Annotated in this window: 18 protein-coding genes; 13 read left to right on the top strand and 5 right to left on the bottom strand. The window is 48.0% G+C overall.

Going from position 1 to position 24,520, the window contains the following annotated elements:
* The first annotated feature begins 9 nt into the window (after positions 1 to 9).
* From mscL to fadA, 3 genes are all read left to right on the top strand, one after another.
* Entirely contained in the window at positions 10 to 444 is a 435-nt protein-coding gene (mscL, locus tag NGM44_RS04770) for a large conductance mechanosensitive channel protein MscL (RefSeq protein ID WP_253224464.1), read from the top strand.
* A 195-nt stretch (positions 445 to 639) separates the two neighbouring features.
* Entirely contained in the window at positions 640 to 2,793 is a 2,154-nt protein-coding gene (gene fadB, locus NGM44_RS04765; RefSeq protein ID WP_253224463.1) for a fatty acid oxidation complex subunit alpha FadB, read from the top strand.
* 21 nt (positions 2,794 to 2,814) lie between these two features.
* A complete protein-coding gene (fadA, locus tag NGM44_RS04760; RefSeq protein WP_253224462.1) occupies positions 2,815 to 3,987 on the top strand; it encodes an acetyl-CoA C-acyltransferase FadA in 1,173 nt (390 codons plus the stop codon).
* Between the two features lie 185 nt (positions 3,988 to 4,172).
* Here fadA and NGM44_RS04755 read toward each other — a convergent pair whose 3' ends face one another.
* The 3 genes from NGM44_RS04755 to NGM44_RS04745 form a co-directional block, all read right to left on the bottom strand.
* Complete coding sequence (locus NGM44_RS04755; RefSeq protein WP_253224461.1) at positions 4,173 to 4,946, bottom strand: hypothetical protein; 774 nt, start codon at positions 4,944 to 4,946, stop codon at positions 4,173 to 4,175.
* Positions 4,947 to 5,076: 130 nt separating this feature from the next.
* Positions 5,077 to 5,583, bottom strand: a complete 507-nt coding sequence (locus NGM44_RS04750) for a hypothetical protein (RefSeq protein WP_253224460.1) — start codon at positions 5,581 to 5,583, stop codon at positions 5,077 to 5,079.
* 87 nt (positions 5,584 to 5,670) lie between these two features.
* Positions 5,671 to 6,852: a patatin-like phospholipase family protein gene (locus NGM44_RS04745; protein WP_253224459.1), complete on the bottom strand. Its 1,182-nt coding sequence runs from the start codon at positions 6,850 to 6,852 to the stop codon at positions 5,671 to 5,673.
* 360 nt (positions 6,853 to 7,212) lie between these two features.
* Between NGM44_RS04745 and NGM44_RS04740 the strand changes: the two genes are divergently transcribed.
* From NGM44_RS04740 to NGM44_RS04695, 10 genes are all read left to right on the top strand, one after another.
* A complete protein-coding gene (locus NGM44_RS04740; protein ID WP_253224458.1) occupies positions 7,213 to 7,944 on the top strand; it encodes a phosphoadenylyl-sulfate reductase in 732 nt (243 codons plus the stop codon).
* A 77-nt stretch (positions 7,945 to 8,021) separates the two neighbouring features.
* Positions 8,022 to 8,948: a sulfate adenylyltransferase subunit CysD gene (cysD, locus tag NGM44_RS04735; RefSeq protein WP_253224457.1), complete on the top strand. Its 927-nt coding sequence runs from the start codon at positions 8,022 to 8,024 to the stop codon at positions 8,946 to 8,948.
* Positions 8,949 to 9,092: 144 nt separating this feature from the next.
* Entirely contained in the window at positions 9,093 to 10,403 is a 1,311-nt protein-coding gene (locus NGM44_RS04730) for a sulfate adenylyltransferase subunit 1 (RefSeq protein ID WP_253224456.1), read from the top strand.
* A gap of 110 nt (positions 10,404 to 10,513) precedes the next feature.
* Positions 10,514 to 12,610, top strand: a complete 2,097-nt coding sequence (gene recG, locus NGM44_RS04725) for an ATP-dependent DNA helicase RecG (protein WP_253224455.1) — start codon at positions 10,514 to 10,516, stop codon at positions 12,608 to 12,610.
* Positions 12,611 to 12,760: 150 nt separating this feature from the next.
* Complete coding sequence (locus tag NGM44_RS04720; protein WP_253224454.1) at positions 12,761 to 13,432, top strand: Crp/Fnr family transcriptional regulator; 672 nt, start codon at positions 12,761 to 12,763, stop codon at positions 13,430 to 13,432.
* A 101-nt stretch (positions 13,433 to 13,533) separates the two neighbouring features.
* On the top strand, positions 13,534 to 14,667 hold the full coding sequence (chrA, locus tag NGM44_RS04715; RefSeq protein ID WP_253224453.1) for a chromate efflux transporter: 1,134 nt from the start codon (positions 13,534 to 13,536) through the stop codon (positions 14,665 to 14,667).
* A gap of 392 nt (positions 14,668 to 15,059) precedes the next feature.
* Positions 15,060 to 16,223, top strand: a complete 1,164-nt coding sequence (locus NGM44_RS04710; RefSeq protein ID WP_253224452.1) for an efflux RND transporter periplasmic adaptor subunit — start codon at positions 15,060 to 15,062, stop codon at positions 16,221 to 16,223.
* 8 nt (positions 16,224 to 16,231) lie between these two features.
* Complete coding sequence (locus NGM44_RS04705; protein WP_253224451.1) at positions 16,232 to 19,291, top strand: efflux RND transporter permease subunit; 3,060 nt, start codon at positions 16,232 to 16,234, stop codon at positions 19,289 to 19,291.
* Positions 19,292 to 19,446: 155 nt separating this feature from the next.
* Positions 19,447 to 20,739: a hypothetical protein gene (locus tag NGM44_RS04700; RefSeq protein ID WP_253224450.1), complete on the top strand. Its 1,293-nt coding sequence runs from the start codon at positions 19,447 to 19,449 to the stop codon at positions 20,737 to 20,739.
* Positions 20,740 to 21,107: 368 nt separating this feature from the next.
* Positions 21,108 to 22,055 carry an MBL fold metallo-hydrolase gene (locus NGM44_RS04695; protein WP_253224449.1) on the top strand — a complete coding sequence of 316 codons (948 nt, stop codon included), beginning with the start codon at positions 21,108 to 21,110 and terminating at the stop codon, positions 22,053 to 22,055.
* Between the two features lie 279 nt (positions 22,056 to 22,334).
* Here the strand turns inward: NGM44_RS04695 and NGM44_RS04690 are convergent, their stop codons facing one another.
* Both NGM44_RS04690 and coaE read right to left on the bottom strand, forming a co-directional pair.
* On the bottom strand, positions 22,335 to 23,627 hold the full coding sequence (locus tag NGM44_RS04690; protein WP_253224448.1) for an alpha-hydroxy-acid oxidizing protein: 1,293 nt from the start codon (positions 23,625 to 23,627) through the stop codon (positions 22,335 to 22,337).
* 240 nt (positions 23,628 to 23,867) lie between these two features.
* Complete coding sequence (coaE, locus tag NGM44_RS04685; protein ID WP_253224447.1) at positions 23,868 to 24,494, bottom strand: dephospho-CoA kinase; 627 nt, start codon at positions 24,492 to 24,494, stop codon at positions 23,868 to 23,870.
* Positions 24,495 to 24,520: the final 26 nt, after the last annotated feature.

The following is a 24,520-nucleotide window of genomic DNA, read 5'->3' as shown; positions in this document are numbered from 1 at the left end:
GTATTTACCATGAGCATGGTTCAAGAGTTTAAAGAGTTTGCCCTAAAAGGCAATGTGATGGATTTGGCAGTCGGTGTGATCATCGGTGCAGCATTTGGCAAGATCACCACTTCATTGGTTGAAGACATCATCATGCCGATCGTATCATTCATCGTCGGCGGTGAGATCGATTTCAAAAATATGTACATCCTATTGGGCGATGCGCCTGCAGGCGTGGCGAACAACTACGACGCACTAAAAGAAGCGGGCGCGCCAATGCTTGCCTATGGTAGCTTCATCACCGTGGTGATCAACTTCATCATCCTAGCGTTCATCATCTTTATGATGGTCAAAGGCATGAACAAGCTGCGCAAAGCTGAAGCGGCTGAAGAAGCACCAGCTGAACCATCAGAAGAAGTACTGCTACTGCGCGAAATCAGTGCCAAGCTTGGCGAGCGCAAATAATCGCTTGACGATACAAACCATCAACACTCGATAGATATGCTATCGGGTGTTTTTTATTACTGATAATCAGCGTGCAAAATCATGACCCATTGGTCATCTTTGGGCAAGTCAGATTGTCACAGCCTTGTGGTATAGTAGCCTGCAAGTGATCATTGATCAAAACGACTTTATCAAAACATCCATCAAGGAGCTTTTATGATTTTTCAAGGAAATAAAATCTGGGTTGATTTTATCGATCAGGCCGCGGGCATTGTCGAGTTTTGTTATGATGCCAAAGATGGCAGCGTCAATAAATTTGACCGTGCGACCAGTGAAGAATATGCCCAAGTGGTTGAGCTGCTAAAAGCGCGCGATGATATCAAGGGCTTGGTTTTGACATCGGGTAAAAAAGTCTTCATCGCAGGGGCGGACATCACCGAGTTTGTTGAATATTTTGAATGGCCACAAGACAAGCTAGAATCATGGCTGTATGATTTTAACCAAGTCTTTAGCGGCTTTGAAGATTTGCCATTCCCAAAAGTTGCAGCGATCAATGGCGCGGCATTGGGCGGCGGCTGTGAGATGACCTTGGTCTGCGAATACCGCGTGATGGGCACATCAGGTCAGATTGGTCTGCCTGAGACCAAGCTTGGCATCTTCCCTGGTTGGGGCGGTACGGTGCGTGGTGCGCGTTTGATCGGCGTGGATAATATCCTAGAAGCGGTATCGACGGGTAAATTTTATAAGCCTGAAGAAGCCTTGAAAGTCGGCTTGGTCGATGCGGTGGTGGCAGATGATGCACTGCGCGAGTCGGCGATTGACCTTGTAAAAAAATGCATCGCAGGCGAGATCAATTGGCAAGCCAAACGCCAAGAAAAACTTGAGCCAGTGAAGCTTAATCAGCTTGAACAAGCGATGAGCATCAATACGGGTAAGGGCATGATTTTTGCTAAGGCAAATCCAAAGCAGTATCCTGCGATTGCGCTTGCGGTCGAAGCGATCGAAAAACACATCAATCTGCCACGCGATGCAGCGATCAAGGTAGAAGTAGCAGGCTTTGCCAAAGCAGCCAAGACACCGCAAGCAGCGGCTTTGGTGGGCTTGTTCTTAAATGATCAATTGGTGAAAAAACTTGCCAGCAAGCACAGTCAAGATGCGCACGAAATCAGCGAAGCGGCGGTACTGGGCGCAGGCATCATGGGCGGTGGTATCGCTTATCAAGCAGCAAGCAAGGGCCTACCGATCATCATGAAAGACATCAAGAGCGAGCAGCTTGAGCTTGGTATGAATGAAGCGACCAAGCTGCTATCTAAGCAAGTGGAGCGCGGTAAATTCACCCCTGCTAAGATGGGCGAGACCCTATCTCGTATTCGCCCGACGCTTAATTATGGTGACTTTGGCAATACTGACATCGTCATCGAAGCGGTGGTCGAAAATCCAAAGGTCAAAGAAGCGGTGCTTGCCGAAGTCGAAAGCTTGGTCAAAGAAGATGCGATCTTGGCGTCGAACACTTCAACCATCTCAATCACGCGCTTAGCCAAGGCATTAAAACGCCCTGAGAATTTCGTCGGTATGCATTTTTTTAACCCTGTGCATCGTATGCCACTGGTCGAAGTCATCCGCGGTGAGAAAACGAGCGAAAAAGCCATCGCGACCACGGTCGCTTTGGCACAAAAAATGGGCAAAACCCCAGTCGTGGTCAATGACTGCCCTGGTTTTTTGGTGAATCGCGTGCTGTTCCCATACTTTGGCGCGTTTGATTTACTGCTCAAAGAGGGTGTGGACTTTGTACAGATGGATAAGGCGATGGAGCGTTTCGGCTGGCCGATGGGTCCTGCTTATCTGATTGATGTCGTCGGTCTAGACACGGGCGTGCATGGCGCAGAAGTGATGGCAGAAGGTTTCCCTGACCGTATGAAGCCTGATTATAAAGGCGGCATCAAGCACTTGTTTGAAAACAATCGCTTGGGTCAGAAAAACGGTGTTGGTTTTTATAAATACGAAATGGACAAAAAAGGCAAACCGAAAAAACTTGCCGATGATGCCACTTATGAGCTATTAAAAGCGGTTCAAACCGACAGCCGCAGCGTCGATGATCAAGAAATCGTTGATCGTATGATGATCGCATTTTGTAACGAGACCGTGCGCTGCCTAGAAGACAACATCGTCGCATCAGCAGGCGAAGCGGACATGGCGATGATTATGGGCGTAGGCTTCCCACCGTTCCGCGGCGGTCCTTGCCGTTATATCGACCAAATCGGCGTGGCGAACTATGTCGAGCTGTGCAATAAATACGCGCATCTTGGTAAGGCGTACGAAGCACCAGCCAAACTGGTTGAGATGGCACAAGCTGGCAAGACATTTTACTAATTGATAACAAGGGATATTACAATGACAGTATTAAGTCCAAAAGATGTGGTGATCGTCGATGGCGTGCGTAGCGCGATGGGCAAGACCAAAAATGGTATGTTTCGCAATGTGCGCGCTGATGACTTGTCAGCGGCACTGATTCGCGCGCTGATTGAGCGCAATGACATTGATCCTGCGATTTTAGAAGATGTGATTTGGGGCTGTGTGAACCAAACGCTAGAGCAGGGCATGAATATCGGCCGTAATGCCGCGCTGATCGCAGGCGTGCCAAAATCAGTCGCCGCCCAAACCGTGAACCGTCTGTGTGGCTCATCGATGCAAGCACTGCACACGGCAGCGGCACAGATCATGACCAATCAAGGCGATGCGTTCATCATCGGTGGCGTTGAGCATATGGGTCATGTGGCGATGACGCACGGCATTGACCTGAACCTAAAAGCATCTAAGCACTATGCGCGCGCGTCAAACATGATGGGCTTGACTGCAGAAATGCTGGGTCGCCTAAACGGCATTACTCGTGAAGAGCAAGACCAATTCGGTGTCAATTCGCACAAAAAAGCATGGGCGGCAACCACCGAAGGGCGATTTGCCAATGAAATCGTCGGTATCGAAGGGCATGATGCTGATGGTAATCTACAGCTATGCACCGTCGATGAAGTCATCCGCCCTGATGCCAATATCGAAGCTTTCCAAGCACTAAAACCTGTCTTCGATCCAAAAGGCGGCACGGTCACCGCAGGCACTTCATCAGCGCTGTCAGATGGTGCATCAGCGATGTTGGTGATGAGTGCAGCCAAAGCCAAAGCACTGGGTCTAAAACCACGCGCGCGCATTCGTGCGATGGCGGTCGCAGGCTGTGATGCTGCGATCATGGGCTATGGTCCTGTGCCAGCGACCCAAAAAGCATTAAAACGCGCAGGCTTGCAGCTGTCTGACATTCAGACCATCGAGCTGAACGAAGCCTTTGCCGCTCAGGGCTTGGCGGTGCTAAAAGGCTTAGATCTGCTAGACAAGCAAGATATCGTCAATCACAACGGTGGTGCGATCGCTCTGGGTCATCCGCTTGGCTGCTCAGGTGCTCGTATCACCACGACACTACTGAATGTCATGGAACAGCAAGATACCCAAATCGGTCTTGCCACCATGTGTATCGGTCTGGGTCAAGGTATCGCCACGATCATTGAGCGTGTGTGATGGATTGACCGTATTTACAACGCCAAACCCAATTGTGTACAATGCAATTGGGTTTTTTTGTTGGGTGGTAAATGGTGGGTGTAAATCCGATGTTGTCCAATCGATCATTGGTCATGGGATTGGTGGCAAGGTCTGTACAACGCACCATAAATCTGCTCCAATGGTGCGTTGTACGCACCTACGCACTAATTATCATTAGGCTGTCCACAATTAATACACTTTGTCTGATGATAAAAATTAATTGATTTTGTTCCATCTTTTTTGAAAATAAAAAATTTATCATCACACCAAGGGCAACGATTGCGTTTATAAAACCAAAACACACCAATACACAACAAAATAACCACTACATCAATAAAAATCATCGGATTGTGATAGACAAATTTAAATAAAACAAATGCTATCATTAGTCCAAAAATAGGATAGCCAAACAATATAAATGTTTTAAATGACATTAAACTTTCATATTCATCTATTTTTTGAGTAAGTAATATTTGTTCATCATTGATAGTAGAAGTAGTTTTAATTGCGATGGGTTTGTTAGTATCATTGGCAACTGGCTTAAATACCAATTCTTGATGGTTATATTTTTCTTTTGATGTAGAGTGTGCCAAGCTATTTTCTTTATGGTTATTTGGTGTTAAGTCACTACCATGGGGTCGTCCGCAGTTAATACATTGGGTTTGGGTAAATATCTTAAAGCTAATATCTTGTGTACCATCTTTTCTAAAAAGAAAAAAACTATTTCCACACCAAGGGCATATATTTTTCTTTCTAAACCAAAAATCTATGGGGATTTGCATTAAAATAGTAATAAAAAAAAGTATAAGAGGGCTTTTAATACCCAAAAAATGGTATAAAGACCAAAAAGTTATTATATAAAGAGGAGGATAAAAGTTAAATATCCTGCTTTTAAAATTTAATAGGCTTTCGTATTGCTTCTGCTTATCATTTTCCATGGTTACTTCTTCCCTTTTTTTACGCCACCGTTTTCCATGCGATTAGACTGTAACGGTCAACTATGTTCAAACAACTCCCAAGAGGGTTTTGTTGGTTAAGTGGTAGGACGCATACCACGCACCAAACCAATTATAATGGCTTATACACCCTAAGCTGCTCATGAGGAATGCTATCCAAATAACAAGTTTTGCTAAAATCGCCAAATTCTTCTGCATCAAAAACAATCTTTTTTCCTTTATTATTGATACACCAAGAACAGAAAAAAGTCCAATCCAATATCTCTGTTTCAATATCATCCCATGGTATATAAATATTCATGTCAAGAAAAATTGCCAAGTCATTAAAAAATTTTCTCATAAAATCAGTATCTAGATTGTTTATATAAAATAAACCCCTTGCTTGAATGTCTTCATACATATATTTATTGTCTTCAATCAAATCAATGATTGTTAATTGACAAAAAGATTGATGACTGTCGTTTTCTTTATAAAAAACCTTTGGGTTATCTGTATTACGAATAATTTCTACAAAGCTGATGTATGGCAAATTTTTAGCAATCCATTCTCCCAAAGTATCAATATCAGGAAGGGTTTCAAAGTCAATGTTATAATGCCCATCAAAACCATTTAGCCGCATGATAAATCCCTGTTATTCTATCAAAATTATCTTATCCAACAAAAACGGTCAATATACCATTGACCGTTGTTTGAAACAAGCAAAGCATTATTGAGCGTTGCCCACATAGTGATATTGTGCGGTGGCGATGGCTTGTTTGATGGCATCGATTTGGGCATCGGTGGCGGTTTTGCCAGCTTGAATCAGTGCGGTACGACCTGTGGTATCAAACACTGCCGACTTGGACAAATCAGGGGCAATCACCACATCACTGGCTTTGATATCGGCAGGATTGGCTTTGATATTGGCGCCGACATTGCCAAACAGTTGCCAAAATTCTGATGGATTTTTTGGCAGTTTGTTCGGTAGCTCTTTTGGTAGCTCGATTTGGGTGCTTTCAGGGATGGCTTTTAGGACATTGCCAAAGATATCCCCGAGCGGCAGCTCAAATGGCAAGCCTTTGGCGGCATCATTCATCTGGGCGATGTCAATCGGGATACGGATGGTCTCATTGCCCCATTTGGCATGGACGCCTGTGTCATCACGGCCGATACTGACGGTGTTTGGGGTGTCTGGCTTGTCGGTGCTTGTCTTGGTATCGCTGTCGGTATCGACGGTATCGGCGTTTGCCATCAAATCCACCGCAATCACCACATCAGCGCCCATGTTCTTGGCGATGCGAGCAGGCAGTAGGGCAGACTGTGAGCCGTCGATGTATTTTTTGCCGCCGTTTTCGGGGATGCGTGGTGGGATAAATAGGTTTGGCACACTGGCAGAAGCCTGTACAGCCAGACCCGCTTCACCTTGGCGGAAAGTGACCGCTTGCTTGCTTTGCATCTCGGTAGCGACAGCAGCAAAGCGAATCGCAAATGCTTCTATCGGGCGATTGCCCACTTGGGTATTGATATACTGACGCAGGCGAGAGCCATCGATGAAGCCTTGTTTGGATGGGCTGATGTCAATCAAATCGGTTTCTTTGAGTTCATCTGCCATCGCGACAAGCTGGGCAGGTGTCGCACCACTGGCATAGACACTGCCGACCATCGCACCGACGCTCGTACCCACCACCAAATCAGGGCGGATGCCGTGTGCTTCGAGCGACTCAATCACCCCAATGTGCGCAAAGCCACGAGCACCACCACCGCCAAGCACGAGCGCTACGACAGGACGCTGTGGCGTATCGGTTGTTTGGCTGATGGTTGATGTGGGTGTCGGCGTCGTACTGGCACAAGCACTCACAAATAAAGTGGCAAGCACGGCACTGGCGGCAGGTACAAGGCGTGTCATCATCGCAAATTTTTCCTAATTTGGGTCAATTTCATGGTTCAATGCCATCCTGATGTCGGCATTGATGGATTGATTATACACACTATAGCATAATTTATTGGCACAATTTTTATCATTTGACGGTGTTGTGTGGCAGATTTGTAGCGACAAAACCGACCAAAAACCAAGTAAAAAAATCAGCATCTGCTCAGCATCTGTGATGGTTATAATTTTCTAATGCCAAAAAGCGATTTACTTTGTACAAAAAGTAATTTTCGATTTTGCCGTTTCAGTGATAATTTTATCATGTTTATTTGAATGCTCATTTTCACGCCGCATTGACATCATTATAACAAGGCAAGCCACCTGCAATAGGGAGCCACTATGATTACTAAGCCAAAATTTTGGCAGATACCCACGCCAAGCGATGCTGATTTTGCCGCTTTGGACGACAAAATTATCACGCTACACGAGCGACTACGCCAAATCGACAGCCAACACAGCCAAGTCAAATTTGCCAGCAGTCTTGCTGTGGAAGATATGGTGATTACCGATGCTTTGGTGAATATTGGGGCAAAGATTGAAGTCTTTACCCTGCAGACAGGACGGCTGAATGATGAAACGCTGGCTTTGATTGATGTGGTACAAGCCCGCTATCCAAACCTAAATTTTAAACTCTATACGCCTGATGCATCAGCGGTCGATGAGTATGTCAAAACACAAGGGGCGAATGCCTTTTATGACAGTGTCGATGCTCGTAAGCAGTGCTGTTTTATCCGCAAAGTTGAGCCATTAAACCGAGCATTGGCAGATGCAGATGCGTGGCTCACAGGACAACGCCGTGAACAATCGGTTACTCGCACGGATTTACCCTTTGCCGAACACGATGATGGTCGTGGCATTGCCAAATATAATCCGATTTATGACTGGTCAGAGATAGATGTTTGGGCATATATTTTAAAGTTTAACATTCCATTTAATGAATTATACCGTCAAGGTTATCCAAGCATTGGCTGTGAGCCATGCACCATGCCTGTCAAAGAAGGTGAAGACATTCGCTCTGGGCGTTGGTGGTGGGAAAACCGAGATAGTAAAGAGTGCGGACTTCATAAGTAGCTTAACGCAGAAAAATGCGGAAAAACGCAAAAATCCCAGTTTAAATTTTTAAGATTCAATAAAATTAGGTAATGATTATGTCAGAACAAACAACCCTGCAAAATAAACACCTTGACTGGCTTGAAGCGGAGTCAATTTATATCATTCGAGAAGTGATTGCCGAATGTAGCAATCCTGCTTTGCTGTTTTCGGGCGGTAAAGATTCGGTCGTTTTGTTGGCTTTGGCTCGCAAAGCCTTTGCCATTGAAGGGCGAGACATTGAACTACCTTTTCCATTAGTCCATATTGATACAGGGCATAACTATCCAGAAGTTATCCAATTTCGTGATGAGCAAGTGAAGAAATTAAATGCTCGCTTGGTGGTGGGTCATGTGGAAGATTCAATTGCTAAAGGCACGGTGGTTTTGCGTAAAGAAACCGATTCACGCAATGGCGCTCAAGCCGTAACTTTATTGGAAACCATTGCCGAACATAAATTTGATGCTTTGATGGGCGGTGCAAGACGAGATGAAGAAAAAGCCCGTGCCAAAGAGCGTATTTTCTCTTTCCGTGATGAGTTTGGACAATGGGACCCGAAAGCCCAACGCCCAGAATTATGGTCATTGTACAATGCCAAGCACCATAAAGGCGAAAATATGCGAGTTTTCCCAATTTCAAACTGGACAGAATTAGACATCTGGCAATATATCGCACGTGAAAACTTAGAATTACCATCGATTTACTATGCACATGAACGAGAAGTTGTGGCAAAAAATGGCTTACTTGTGCCTGTTACGCCATTAACACCAAAAGCACCTGATGATGTCAGCGAAATTCGCTCTGTACGTTTCCGTACCGTTGGCGATATTTCATGCACTTGTCCTGTGGCAAGTACCGCAAGCACCGCAGAAGAAATTATTGCCGAAACTGCTGTAGTTGAAATCTCTGAACGTAGTGCTACTCGCCTTGATGACCAAGTGAGTGAAGCGGCGATGGAAGAGCGTAAGAAACAGGGCTATTTCTAAATTGCCTGCCAAATGACTTCTGCTACGTCGTTAAACTCGCTCGTAGTACTACTTGTACAACTTCGCTCGTTTGCCTAGTAGCAAAAGCCATTTGTATGGCAATTGCATCAGATAACGCATTAAATTGAAAAAAAGGATAACAAGATGTCAAATTTAAACCAATATGCCCCATTACGCTTTATTACCGCTGGTAGCGTGGACGATGGCAAAAGCACGCTGATTGGACGTTTATTATACGATAGCAAGGCATTATTGACCGACCAACTCAATAACCTTGCTAAAACCAAAAATCAATCTGAAGTGATTGACTTCTCTGTTTTAACTGATGGTTTGGAAGCCGAACGAGAACAAGGCATTACCATTGATGTGGCGTATCGCTACTTTTCAACGGCAAAACGCAAATTTATCATCGCTGATACGCCAGGGCATGAACAATATACCCGTAACATGGTCACAGGGGCATCAACTGCTCATGCGGCGGTGGTATTACTTGACGCATCACAAATTGATTTTAGTCAAGAACCCGTCCAATTATTACCACAAACCAAACGCCATTCAGCCATTTTGAAACATTTACGCTGTCCACATGTACTGGTGGCGGTCAATAAAATGGATTTACTTGGCTTTAGTGAAGATAAATTTAATGCCATTGTCCGTGCTTACGAAACTTTAGCGGAACAATTGGGCTTAAATGATGTACGATTTATCCCAATTTCAGCGTTAAATGGCGATAATATCGTCCATAAAAGCGATAATACACCGTGGTATCAAGGCGGTGCATTGCTGGGTATTTTAGAAGATTTACCGACAGGCGAATTTGTCCAAGAAGATAAAGTGAATTTCCATTTCCCTGTACAATTTGTCCTGCGTGCAGATGGCGATAAACAAGATGATTTCCGTGGTTATCAAGGGCGTATTGAAGCAGGTCAAGTGGCTGTTGGCGATGAAATTCGTGTTGAGCCATCAGGTCATGTGAGCCGCGTGAGCGAAATTATCAGTCCAAATGGGATTGTACAATCTGCTACTAGTGGTGAACAAGTTACCATTCGCCTTAGCGATGACATCGACATTTCTCGTGGTGATATGCTGATCTCAAGCAATTCAAAGCGTATGCCAACCAAAGAAATTAGAGCGACTTTATGCTGGTTTGATAGCCGTGCGTTAAACCCTGCACGCAAATATTTATTAAAACACACCACGCAAACTGTGTTTGCCAAAGTCGATAGCATCAATCATGTGTGGGATGTACATACCCTAAGCAACTTTAGTGATAAAGATACTTTAACTATGAATGACTTAGGTGAAGTAACTTTACGCCTACAAAAGCCAATTTTAGCGACACCATATGCCGAAAATACAGCAACAGGGTCATTTATTTTGATTGATGAAGCAACCTACCATACCGTTGCAGGCGGTATGATTCTACAAAATGATAGCGAAGATGATGATTGGTAATCTACCAAAGTCATCATCATGGCAAAAAGTCGGCAGGGTGTCGGCTTTTTGCTTTTTTGGGTGAATTATTTTAAAATTCTCTCATCATCCGATTCATACTAGGTATCATCATGAACGCATCTGCCATGACCATCCATCTGCCTGTCACTGCCCTTGCTGGGGTGGGATTAGCCTTGGCAAATCGCTTGGCAGAGCTTGGGATTTATCGCATTTTTGATATGCTGATGCACTTGCCACGAGATTATGAAGATCGTAGCCGTATCGTACCAATCGGTGAGCTTGAGCATGGGATGAGTGCGTTGGTGTCAGGGACGGTGACTTGGGTCGAAAAAAACAAAACTGGTCTGTCGGTGACTTTGGAGGATAAGACTGGGTTTGTGGTGCTCAGGTTTTTTAAGACTTATGCCAGTTTGCTATCTACAATGGAAGTGGGGGCGAAAATCACCGCTTTTGGTGAGGTGAAAATCAGTCGTTTTGGTACGCAGATGTCGCATCCTGAGTATCACATCACAGGCAGTAAGTCCTTTGAGACGGGGCTGTTACCCATTTATCCTGCGGTCAAAGGACTGCATCAAAATAAGCTACGCCAACTGGTGCGATTGGCGCTACAAGCCGTGAGCCGTGAGGGCATCAGCTGTCTGTCGGATGATGAGCTGCGTGCGGTGGGCGTGGGTCTGTCGGGCGATTTGTTGCCTGCGTTGCATCAGATTCATTTGCCCAAGCAAGATGCGGATATTTTTGGGCAGACGGCACTGCTAAACGGACTCAAAGACCGCTCGCACCCTGCGTGTCGGCGTATCATCATCGAGGAGCTGGTGGCACATCAGCTGAGTTTCTTATTTCGTCGTAATAATGTCTATCATCACAAAGCGCCCAAATGCCAAAATCATAGCCCATTGGCACAGAGTTTGGCAAGTAGTTTGCCATTTGCACTCACAGGCGCACAGCAGCGAGTGATCGGTGAAGCGGTGGCGGATATGGCGACATCGCAGCCGATGCTCAGGCTCATCCAAGGTGATGTCGGTGCAGGTAAGACTTTGGTGGCGGCGATGACGGCGTGCTATGCGCTTGATAGCGGTTGGCAGGTGGCAGTGATGGCGCCGACGGAGATTTTGGCGGAGCAGCATTTGCTGAATTTTAAAAAATGGTTTGAGCCATTGGGTATCGGTGTGGGTTGGCTTGCTGGCAAACAAACTGCCAAAGAGCGAGCGGCTGCCCTTGAACAAGTGGCCAATAACGAAGTGCAAGTGGTGGTAGGGACGCACGCACTGTTTTCAGATACGGTTGCCTTTGCCAAGCTTGGACTGGTTATCATTGATGAACAGCATCGCTTTGGGGTGGAGCAGCGGCTTAAGCTGACTAACAAAGGCGTCGCAGGTGGTACACCGCATCAGCTGACGATGACGGCGACACCCATTCCCAGAACGCTTGCGATGAGTATGTATGGCGATATGGATGTGTCAGTGATTGATGAGCTGCCGCCCAATCGTACACCCATTACCACCGTGACCATCAATCGTGATCGCCGTGATGAAGTCATCGAGCGTATTCGTGAAAACTGCAAACAGGGCAAGCAAGCCTACTGGGTCTGCCCACTGGTCGAAGAGTCAAGCGTGCTCGATGCTCAGTCGGCAGAGCTTTTGTACGAGGATTTGACCGATAGGCTGGATATCCGCACAGGGCTTGTGCACGGCAAGATGAAGCCTGCGGATAAGCAAGCGGTGATGACAGCGTTTAAACATGGTGAGATTGATCTACTGGTGGCGACGACGGTGATCGAAGTGGGTGTGGATGTGCCAAATGCATCACTCATGGTGATCGAAAATGCCGAACGACTGGGCTTATCTCAACTGCATCAGTTGCGTGGACGAGTCGGCCGTGGCAGTGCCAAAAGCTTCTGCGTGCTGCTGTATCAAGCGCCATTATCCCTGACAGGCATTGAGCGACTCAATGTACTGCGTGATAGTACCGATGGCTTTGTCATCGCCCAAAAAGACCTTGAGCTGCGTGGGGCAGGCGAGCTACTGGGCAAGCGACAAACGGGCGATATGGGCTATTATCTGGCGGACATCGTGCGTGATGAAGTGCTGCTTGAGGCGGCAGGCAAAATCGCGCATCGCTTGATTGCTGATGGTGCACAGATTGACAAGGCAGCGCGGATTATGCAGACTTGGATTCCATCTGCCCAAGAATATGTGAATGTGTGATTTTTTATAAAGTCGTTAGGGTGTTTTGGCTTTAGATGAGTGAAATTTTAACCTGTTGGATTAACTTTAAAAACCAAATAATATCAATAAGTTATAACAAATAACCGTAACTTCTCCCAACTTATCCACTGTTAAATGGATGTAATAACCATGCCAATCCTTTATGAAAAACCGATGCTTGAGATTGACCCCAAGGTGATTTGGCGGCTCAATGACAGCGAGATTTTCACACTGCATCGGCAATATCTACAAAGCGTGCTACCGATGCTCAGTACTGATGATGTCGCATGGATCAGCGCGTCATTTTCCATCGAGCGGCTGCCTGCCAAGCATTATTGGGCGAGTGCAGGGCAGAGCATTGATAAGCTGGGTTTTATTTTATCTGGATTGTGTAAATTATCTTATCAAATGCCTGATGGTAGCGAGATCAATGTGCAGTTCATAGCAGAGCAGGACGCGGTGGGGGATTTTATGGCGGTGTTCAAGGATTTGCCGACCAAATACAATATGCAGACCATTGAGCCGAGCATTTTGATGATTTTGGATAAGGCGCATTTTGAAGCGTGCTGTGATAAATATCCTGATTTTTTGCGCTATGTGCATGGGCAGACGATGGCGCTGTTGTTCAGACATATCGAGAGAACGGAGAGTTTTTTGATCGCGGATAATACCGCGCGTTATTTAAGTTTTATCAAAGATAATCCCAAGCTTGTCGAGCGGCTGTCTTTGGCAGATCTGAGCTCATATCTTGGTATGACGCGCCAAAGTATCACCCGTATCCGAAAAAATCTGGGACTGACCCAAAAATCGACTGACAGGTAGTGGCGATGACCAAATTGCAAGACAATTCTTAAAACAGCTTTCAAAACGATTTTCAAGATAAATTTCACAAAAACAACAGCACCGATCAATCAGTTTGGGCGGTGTTTTTGAAACTTGGCTTGACAAGTTTTGGCGGTCCTGTGGCGCATTTGGGCTATTTTCGCGAAGAGTTCGTCGCGCGCAGACGGTGGCTGAGCGAAGCGTACTATGCCGAGATTGTTGCTTTGTGCCAGTTTTTGCCCGGCCCTGCCAGTAGCCAAGTGGGTATCGCCATTGGGCTGACTCGCGCAGGTTATTTGGGTGCGCGTGCGGCATGGCTTGGCTTTACCTTGCCATCAGCGGCGGTGCTTGCTTTATTTGCCTTTGGTGTGGCGACGTACGCAGATCTGCTTGGGGTAGGCGTGCTGCATGGGCTGAAGCTTGCGTCGGTGGCGGTGGTCGCGCAGGCCGTGTGGGGAATGTCGCGGCAGCTGTGCACGACGGTGCAGACGCTGTCACTGGCGGTGCTGAGTGCGTGTGCGCTACTGCTGATGCCTGTGGCGTGGCTGCAGTTTGTGGTGATTGGGCTTGGGGCGGTGCTTGGCATGGCGTTTTTGCGGCCGGTGATGGCGCAGACGCATGAGACGATGACGGCGCCTGTCAGTCGGTCGGCAGGTGCGGTGTGGCTGATGATCTTTGCTGCTTTGCTTGTGCTGTTGCCGATGTTGGTGCAGGCGTTCGATGTGTCACTACTTGCGATGTTTGATAGCTTTTATCGGACGGGGGCGTTCGTCTTTGGCGGGGGTCATGTGGTGCTGCCGCTACTACAGTCAGAAGTGGTGGGCGCAGGGCTTGTGGATAATAGCACCTTTTTGGCAGGCTATGGCGCGACGCAGGCAGTACCCGGCCCGCTGTTTACTTTTGCCAGCTTTTTGGGCGCAGCAGTCTCAGGCGTGACAGGAGCTGTGGTGGCGACGGTAGCGATTTTCTTATCATCGTTTCTGCTGGTGTTTGGTGCGTTGCCATTTTGGCAGACGATTCGCCATCATGCTCGGGCGCGTGCGGCATTGATGGGTGTGAATGCGTGTGTGGTGGGGATTTTGCTTGCGGCGCTGTATCAGCCGATTTGGACGAGTGCGGTGGCGACGGCGGCGGATTTTGCAGTGGTGATTGTGGCGATGACAGCACTGATGGCGTGGTGTGTGCCGCCGTGGGCGGTGGTGGTGCTGTGTGGTGTGGTCGGTGCGTTATGGTGATGGGCTGGGTTGATAAAATTTAGCGATGTCAGTTAATTGGATAAAAATCTTATCATGACATCAATTTTTCCTAAGATTTTTCTTCAAATTTATCTGACTTTATCAAACTGCCAATGGCTTAATAACCCAGTTTTCCAAAATTCATTTATAGTTACTTAACTCCAAAATGCACCACGATTGGGTTTTCGTTCGTGGTGAGCTTGTCGAACCATGATGAAAAACCATTGCCCTTCGACAAGCTCAGAGCGAACGGTTATGGCGATTTTTGAAGTTAAATCACTATATTACACCAATTATAAATCGTGACTACATAGTGACACAAATGTGTCATCAGCACGTCGCCAAAATACAGTATAATAAGCTATTTTAAATCATAAGATGGTGGCAAGAACATGACAGCATCATATAAAAACCCCCAATTTGCTTGGTGGCAGCCTGTGCTCGCCGTCGCGCTACTTGCAGCAGGCGTGCTGATCGGGCGTGGCAGTACCGCACCTGAGACGACATCGCCACAGGATGCGCCGCAGGCTGAGCAGTCCCAAGCGGTGGTGATGGCGGTCGAAGCAGTGACGCCTGAGATGACGCAGGTTGAGCATAGCTTGGATGCCAATGGGCTGATCGCTGCAGTCGATACGGCAGAAGTGAGCGGTCAGCTGACAGGTGTCACCATCGATCAGGTGCTGGTTGAAGAAGGGGATCGCGTGCGCGCAGGACAGGTGCTTGCTGTGCTTGATACGCGTACGCTTCAGCAGCAGACGCGTGCTGCTGAAGCAGAGCTGACCACCGCACAAGCCGCTGAAGCTCGCGCCGCCGCTGATCTTGCGCGTACAGAGCCGCTACTTGCCATCGATGCCATCAGCCACCAAGAGATCGACGCCTATCGCACGGCGCTTACCCAAGCCAAAGCCAATGTCGCTGCCGCCGAAGCCAATCTGATCACCGCGCGCACTCGACAGCAAGACGGCAATGTCACCGCCCCTGTCGATGGCATCATCAGTGCCAAAAATGCCCAAGTCGGTACGCAAGTCGCAGGCGCGCCGCTATTTAGCATCATCAAAAATGGCACACTAGAATGGCAAGCGCAAGTCGCGCCGATTGAAGCATCACGCATTCAAATCGGACAAACCGCGCATCTTACCATCGGTGATCGTATCATCGCAGGGCGTGTCACGCGCCTAAGCCCTGTGGCGAATGACAGCCGCGACATGACTATCCATGTGCGCCTGCCTAATGATGGCACGCTGTCAGCAGGAATGTATCAATCGGGCAAATTCATCTTCGGTGCGCAGACTGTCAGCGCCGTGCCGATCAGCGCACTGATGACGAGCGATGGCTATGACTATGTATGGCGTCTGACCCCTGTGGCAGATGGTCGCTACCAAGTTAAGCGCGAGCCGATCACTATCCTTGCCCAAAAGGACAATAAAATCGCTGCCAATCTGCCTGATGATGCGCTGATCGTCGCAAGTAGTGTCGGTTTTTTAAATGACAATGATCTGGTGACGGTGGCAAGTATTAACGGCGAAACCACCCCTGTGCCGACCGCAGCACAATAGGGGGTGTGATGAATTTTTCTGCCTATTCGATCAAAAATCCACTGGTCGCCATCTTATTTTTCAGCTTATTTACCTTGCTTGGGATTTTCGGCTTTCATCAGATGAAAGTGCAGCAGTTTCCCGATATTGACCTACCGGGGGTGGTGACGACCATTACCTTACCAGGGGCGACGCCTGATCAGCTTGAGAGCGACATCGCCAAAAAAGTCGAAAACAAAATCACCAACATTGAAGGGGCGAAAAATATCCGCACCACGCTACAGACTGGGGTGGTGACGATTTTTACCGAGTTTGAATTAGAAAAACCCAATGATGAAGCACTAGATGATGTGCGCTCAGCGGTGAGTGAAGTACAAGGCGATCTGCCTGCCGCTGCCAATCCGCCGATCGTCTCAAAAGTCTCGACTGCAGGATTTCCTGTGGTGACTTATTCGGTGCGTGCTGATAATATGAGCGATAGCGAGCTGTCGTGGTTCGTTGATGATACCTTGACCAAGCGGCTATCAGACATCACAGGCGTCGGCAGTGTTGCGCGCGTGGGTGGTGTGGAGCGGCAGATTTTGGTGCAGCCCAAGCCTGATTTATTGGCGAGCTTATCGATGCCGATCAGCAGCTTATCGCAGCAGATTTTTGCCAAGTGGCAAGACGCAGCAGGTGGTGAATCGAAGATCGGCAACCAAAACCAAACCATCCGCGTACTTGGCTCAGGCACACGCGTCAGTGATTTGAATGATTTACAAATCACCACACCGACAGGCACAGCGGTGCGACTAGACAGCCTTGCGAGTATCGAAGATGGCCATGCTGACATCACATCGATGGCGCTACTGGCAGGCGAGCCTGTGGTGGCGTTTAATATCACGCGTGCTAAGGGTGCTGGTGAAGTGGAAGTGGTCGCTGCTGTCGATGCTGCCATCGCCGAGCTACAGACGCAGATGCCGACAGTGCATATTGACAAAATCGTCGATTATGCCGCGCCGATCGAAGAAAATTATCACGCCACCATGCGTATGCTGATCGAAGGCTGTATTTTGGCGGTGATCGTGGTCTTTGTGTTCTTACGAGATTGGCGTGCGACTTTCGTTGCAGCGACGGCGTTGCCATTGTCGATCATTCCGACATTTTTTATCATGCATCTGTTCGGCTTTAGCCTGAATATGATTTCGCTGCTTGCGCTGACTTTGGTCATCGGTGTGCTTGTCGATGATGCCATCGTTGAGATTGAGAATATCGTACGGCATCTGAATATGGGCAAGACTCCGATACAAGCGGCGATGGAAGCGGCTGATGAGATTGGGCTTGCGGTGATTGCCACGACTTTTACTTTGATCGCGGTGTTTTTGCCGACCGCATTTATGAGCGGGATTGTTGGGCAGTTTTTCAGTCAATTTGGCTGGACGGCGGTGATTGCGATTTTTATGTCGCTTTTGGTCGCGCGGCTTTTGACACCAATGATGGCGGCGTATTTGCTTAAGCCAAGTAAGCATGAAGAAAAACCTGCGGGCAAAATCATGCAACGCTACCTAAATGCCGTGCGCTGGACGCTCAAGCACCGCGCGCTGACGGTGTTTGCGGCGTTGGCGTTTTTTGTGGGATCGTTAAGCTTGGCAAGCCTGTTGCCATCGGCGTTCATTCCGCCTGATGAGATGAATCAGACGCAGGTGGCGATTGAGCTGACTCCTGATGCCACCATCGATGATACGCTGCGTATCAGTCAAATGGCACTTGCCAAGGTCGAAGCCATCGATGGCGTAGATAGTGTGCTTTTGACCATCGGACAGGGGCAAAGCACGGGCGACCCAAGCAGTATGCGTGGTGGTTCGGTGAATGTGGCGACGCTGGAAGTGAAGCTGGTTAATCGCACAGAACGCGCTACCAAGACCGTGATCGAAAATCAGATCAATCAAGCGCTACTGACCGTGCCGTCTGCGCGCTTTAATGTCGGCATCTCCACAGGTGGCAGCGAGACAGGCTATGGCTTTTCGGTGACGAGCAGTGATAATAAGCTGCTTGAGCAGACGGTACAAGAGATCATGCAGCAGGTGCGCGCCTTGCCAAGTGTTGCCAATGTTATCAATAACCGCGCCTTGCCGCGCCCAGAGCTGTCGATCACGCCCAATGAGCTTGCGATGGCGGATAAAGGCGTGACCACGCGCGATCTGGCGGATGTATTGAGAGTGGCGACGATGGGCGATTATGATCAAGCCTTGCCGAAGCTGAATCTAGACACGCGCCAAATCCCGATCGTGATTCGTCTTAATGATCAGCACAAAAAAAGCCTGACCGAACTTGCCAATCTGTATGTGCCCAACAGCAAAGGGCAGGCGGTGCAAGTCAAAGATGTTGCATCGCTGAGCTTCGGCACAGGTGAGTCGTCGGTCAGTCGCCTAAATCGTGAACGCGCGATCAAGATCACCGTGCTACCTGCTGGCGGCGAGCTTGGCAGTCTGATGGCAGATGTCAAGGCGACGCCGATCATGAGCGCACTGCCTGCCGGTGTGAATATCATTGATGAAGGGCAGGCGGAGAATATGGCGGAGCTATTCACAGGCTTTGTGATGGCGATGAGTGTGGGGGTATTTTGTATCTTTGCGGTGCTGATGCTGTTGTTCCACCGTGTGCTGCAGCCTTTGACCATCTTGATGGCGCTGCCGCTGTCGATCGGTGGGGCGTTCGTGGGCTTATTATTGACTGGCAGTAGTATGTCGATGCCTGCGATGATTGGCTTTATTCTGTTGATGGGGATTGCGACCAAAAACTCGATTTTGCTCGTTGATTATGCCATCATTGCCCAAGACGAACACGGCTTATCGCGCCTAGATGCCATCATCGATGCCTGCCGTAAGCGCGCGCAGCCGATCATCATGACCACCATCGCGATGGGTGCGGGGATGCTGCCTTTGATTATTGGCTTTGGCGGTGTCGATTCGACCTTCAGCCGTCCGATGGCGGTGGCGGTGCTGGGCGGCTTGATCACATCGACACTATTAAGCCTTGTGGTGATTCCTGTGTTTTATACGCTGATGGATGATTTGGGTAGGGTGTTTCAGAGAAAATCTGCGGCATAATCTTAATTTATCCATTTTGCAAGTAATTTTTGTGTAAGTAAACTTCATAAAAATACACGAATTTTATTATCCAAACCGATGCCATTGGTGCTATACTGATGGCATTGGTTTTTAATCGGATCATTCAACAACAATAACAATATAAGGAAATCATCATGACTACGATTACTAAAGTCACCAATTATAACGAACTGACCCAAGCCATCGACAATCGCGCCGCGCACATCGCCATCACGCGCAGCTTTTTGGCACTAGATTCAGTGACGCTGCCTGATGGTACGCTATTAGAAGGTATCGCCCAAGAAGATGGCAGCTTGCCTGTTTTATCTTTTCTTGCTGATGGCGTAGTGCTGACCACGAACAACACGGTACAAAATCTGAACATCGCAGCATCAGCCGAGCACCGCGCGATTTTCAATACCAAGACTGCAGAAGATTTGGGTAAATTTCACTTCTCGCGCCTAAGCTTAATCGGTCAATTTTCTTTCATCATGCGCGCAGGCAGTCAGTCGGCACAAGTGACTATTGATGATTTGGACATCGTCTATGCCGATGCGCGTCATTATTTTGAACAGCCACAAAAATACGGCGTCAATGTCCTACAAGGCGCATTTACTGCCTATAATTTCAACAGTAATCCTGACAGCGTGCTGAATATCAGCATCAAAAATATTCGCATCGGCCGTGCTAATGCACCAGTGGCAGGCTCAGGGCTGTTCGTCTCAGGCTTTGGCGATGAAGGTGGCCGCACGCTGATCGATGTCATCGAAACAGGCGACATCTATAGTAATGGCAAGCTGCCTTTTGGTGTGGCAAATCTCATCACCGCAGGCGTGTTCATCGTCTATGGCGCGCATGCCAAACGCGTCGAACATCACGGCAACATCGTCACCTATGGTGTCAATGACATGGTGCTGGACACTTGGGGTCAGGTCGATGAATGGGTATCGCACCAAGACATCATCTCATATAGCCCAAGCGGTGTCGGCTTTGTGAACTTTGGCTATGTCAAAAACTTCGTGGTCAAAGGCGCGGTGAAAACTTATGGCTTAGGCGCGCGCGGCTACAATCAGTACGATGGCACGGTCGATCGCATCGAATTTAATGACATTGCCACCTATGGCGATGGCTCGGTCGGTGTGCAAATCAGCAAAAAAATTGGCACGCTCACGGTCAATGGCAGCATCACTACCCAAGGCGGCATCGGTAATTCTTTGGTCAAGGGTAAAAATGTACTGCTGCCAGCCATCGCTCTTAGTATCAAAGACGGCGGCGAAGTCGATAGCATCACTGTCAAAGGCAACATCAGCACCCAAGGCAAAGATGTCACCGCTTATCAAGTCGAGAACGGCGGCAAAGTACACGCCATCAGCGTCGGCGGCAGGATTACGGCTGCAGGGGCGGACGCTATCACTGTACAAGATGGCGCGGTGACGCCGATTCGCTGATCTGTATGACGGATAGATGGCACGATCAAGGCCGCTCAATGATTTGGGCGGTTTTTATTTGGCGATTTTTATTTGATATGTTGATCATTGAATGATTAAAAATAAAGCAATCAAGATCTGTGCAACCGATGAAAATTGGTACAAGACACTTGTAATAGCACACCAAAAATATCAGTTGTCATGACTGATTTTGTAGCGAAATATGTCAAATTGTGTAAATCTTGAGCAATCACGCAACAAAATAGCAAGTTTTGTCTTGCTAAATTTACAAACAAGGAGTATTATGTCCAAAGCTGATGTCTATTATACCAATTGAAAAATCATCAGCGATCGAACAAGAATTAAAAACAACAATACCGAGGTCTATCATGTTAAAAAAAGCACTTGCTGCCTTCGTGGGCGCGACCCTGTCACTATCAGCCATGGCTGCTTCAGATACTGGCACGCCGCTTGATCACACTCCTTATCTTAACCGTGAGACGCTGCCTGACTTCACTGGTGCGATGTGTGATACTTATGCTCCGACTTTGGTACACATCAAGGATAACATCTATCGCCATACCAATGGCGGTGGTTTGGCTGTACACAGTGGTCTTGTGATGATCACTAAAGAGGGCGCGCTGGTGGTGGATAGTGGCGCGACCTGTGCAGCTGAATGGCTGAACAAAGAGATCAAGACGCGTTTTGGCGTACCTGTCAAATATGTGATCCAAACGCACGCACACGCTGACCACATCACAGGCACTCAAGTGTTCAAAGATGCTGGCGCGATCGTTGTAGCGAACAAGCGCGCGGTTGAGCCGATCGTTGGTGAGAAACTGCCTGTACCAGTGCCTGATAAAGTGTTTGATAAAGACATGGAAATCGAGCTTGGCGGCGAAAAAGTCTTGCTACATCATGTATCACCAAGCCACTCTGACAGCATGGTGATGGTACTATTCCCACGCCAAAAAGCGCTACAATGTACCGATGTTTGCGAAAGCAAATCAATGCCGTACAATGACTTCCTAGATTTCTACTACACTGGTTGGATCGATACGCTAAACTGGGTACTAGAACAAGATGTCGAAGTGATCGATGTTGGCCACTACAGCCCAGCGACCAAAAAAGACCAACAAGCACTGCGCGATTATATGGTTGATCTGCACCAACAAGTGCTGGATCTGACTCGCCAAGGTCAATCATGGGATCAGCTGTATCGCAATGTGAAGTTTAGCCCAGAAGTCCAAAGCTGGATTGGCTTTGATACCATGCGCATTCCAAATACTTTGGGTATGTATCGTTGGGTATCAAACCACCGCCGTGGTAACTGGTAATTGATTGACAATCACCCCAAAGCAAAACTGCTCAGAAGATTTCTGGGCAGTTTTTTTATTGATGAAATAAAAGCATCGAATTGGCAGTTGTTTTGTCAATTATTAAAAAATGGCGGTAGGGTGATTTTATATATTAGGGGTCGGTAGTTGAAGCTTGATTTTATAAATATTGATGCGCATTGGTGTGATTGGCACGAATGCTACACCCGCCTAAACGACAAACAATAAAAAACTGGCACAGAATTCTGCGCCAGTTTTTATGCTTGTAGCGTGGGCTAATTAGCCTTTTGCGACATTGAAGCGAGCATTTTCACCGACGATGTCGATGTAGCTTGCGTCTAGGTCTGACAGCTTGCCTGCGCCTGCTAGCAGCATGGCAGTTTTGGTGTCGTTGGCTAGCCATTCTAGAGCTGATTGTACACCTTCAGCGCCACCCATCGCCAGTGCATATAGCATTGGACGACCGACCATTACGGCAGTTGCACCCATCGCGATGGCGCGTACCACATCGATACCGCGACGCACGCCACCGTCTAGTAGTACAGGCACGCGACCGTTCACTGCTTTGGCGATTGCAGGCAGTGCAGTCATGCTGGCAGGTACGCCGTCGATTTGGCGACCGCCGTGGTTCGATACTTGGATCGCGTCTGCGCCTGCATTGACGAAGCGCACCGCATCATCAGCGCGTAGGACGCCTTTGACGATGACAGGCAGACCTGTGAATTCTTTGATGAATTTGATGGTTTCAGGTGTTAGGTCGGTTTTTTGGGCAAAGAAATCACCGCTGCCGCCGCGTTTTGGATCATGGTTGCCGAATGGCAGGTCAGTACGGAATGGGCGACCTAGCGCGATGAAGGCATCTGATTGACCTGGGCCAAGCGCATCAGCGGTCAGCACGATGGCGGTAAAGCCTGCTTTTTTGGCGCGAGTCAGTAGTGAGCGTGTTACTTGCTCGTCTTTATTGTAGTATAGTTGGAACCATTTTGGGCCAGTGGTCGCTGCTGCAATTTCTTCTAGTGATGCGTGTGATGCACCTGATGAGCAGTATAGCGTACCTGCAAGACCAGCACCCTTAGCGGTCAAGACTTCTTTGCCTTCGTGTACCATACCATGCACACCCATTGGTGCGACCATGATTGGCATTGGTAGGTCGTGACCCAGTAGCTTAGTTGAGATATCGATGTCTGATGCCGCTAGTCCGACTAGGCGTTTTGATGTGATGCGATAATCATCGAATGAACGGCGGTTCTCGCGCAAGGTCCATTCATCGCCTGCTGCGCCAGAGACGAAAGTATAGCCCGCTTGCGGGATGACTTTTTTGGCTTGGTCTTCTAGCAGGTTGAAGTTTACGACATTGATTTTGCCTTCACGCGTGCTTGCGCCGTATGCGGTGGCGGCAAATTTTGGAATGGCAGCAGCAGGGGTGACAGTTTTGGTGATACCATCTGCAGCAAAGGCAGTTTTGCTCATCAATGGCAGGGCGGCAAGACCGATACCAGTTGCGGCAAGCATCTTGCGGCGAGATAGAGAAACGGTTGGTTCTGCTTGTTCTGTGGTGTTGTGATTATCCATTGTTATTCTCCTGATTGGTCATAGTACTAATTATTGAATGATAACGGTATTTATAATAGTAAGTTATCGTAATATATAATATACCGATTGTGTAAGATATGCAATATCTGTAAATTAATTATGTTTATAATATTATTATGCGAATTTGGCATCAATCGCCCAAAAACGCTGCTATCTTATTGTTGTCATTGGGTGGAGATTTCAAGGGTTTTGTTAAATATTTTGTATTTTTGTGCCAAGTTATTTTGCCATCGCTAAATATCGCTGGTGTAGCGGTGCAAGCTGTGCGTATAAAGTAGGTAGATCTTGGCTGTTATCCACGATATCTGCACCAAGCTTGGTAGCAAGCTTTAGGCGTTCATCGCGGCTGATTTGCTTATCGATGATGGCTTGAATCTGCGCGATGGCATTATCATCACGGCGGCTTGCGCGCTCAAGCTGCACAACGACAGGCACATCGACGATGAGCAGATGATCGCACAGCTCAAGCAGATTGGGCGTACTGTGGCGACCTTCGAGCAGCAGCGGCACGGACAAGATAGCATAAGGCGATGTCGCGCGCGCAAGCTCATCGATGATCGCACGGCGGATGGCAGGATGAATGATGGCATTGAGCCGCGCCAACTCATCATCACGCCCAAAGATATAAGCACGCATGGCAGCGCGGTCATAATTGCCATCATTATCGACGACCCAGTCACCGAAGGCGTGCCTAAGTGTGTCAAGTAGCGGGCTGCCTTTTGCTGTTAGGTGATGGGCGATGACATCAGCATCGATGACATCCATGCCTTGGGCGGCGAAATAATCACTCACCGCTGTCTTGCCGCTGCCGATACCGCCTGTTAGTCCGACGATGAATTTTGACATTACTTTCCCCTTATTATTTAAATTGT

The organism is Moraxella sp. FZFQ2102 (assembly GCF_024137865.1).
In the GTDB taxonomy this organism is placed as follows: Bacteria; Pseudomonadota; Gammaproteobacteria; order Pseudomonadales; family Moraxellaceae; genus Moraxella.
The sequence above is the reverse complement of the archived record's forward strand: the minus strand, read 5'-3'. Positions and strand labels throughout refer to the sequence as shown.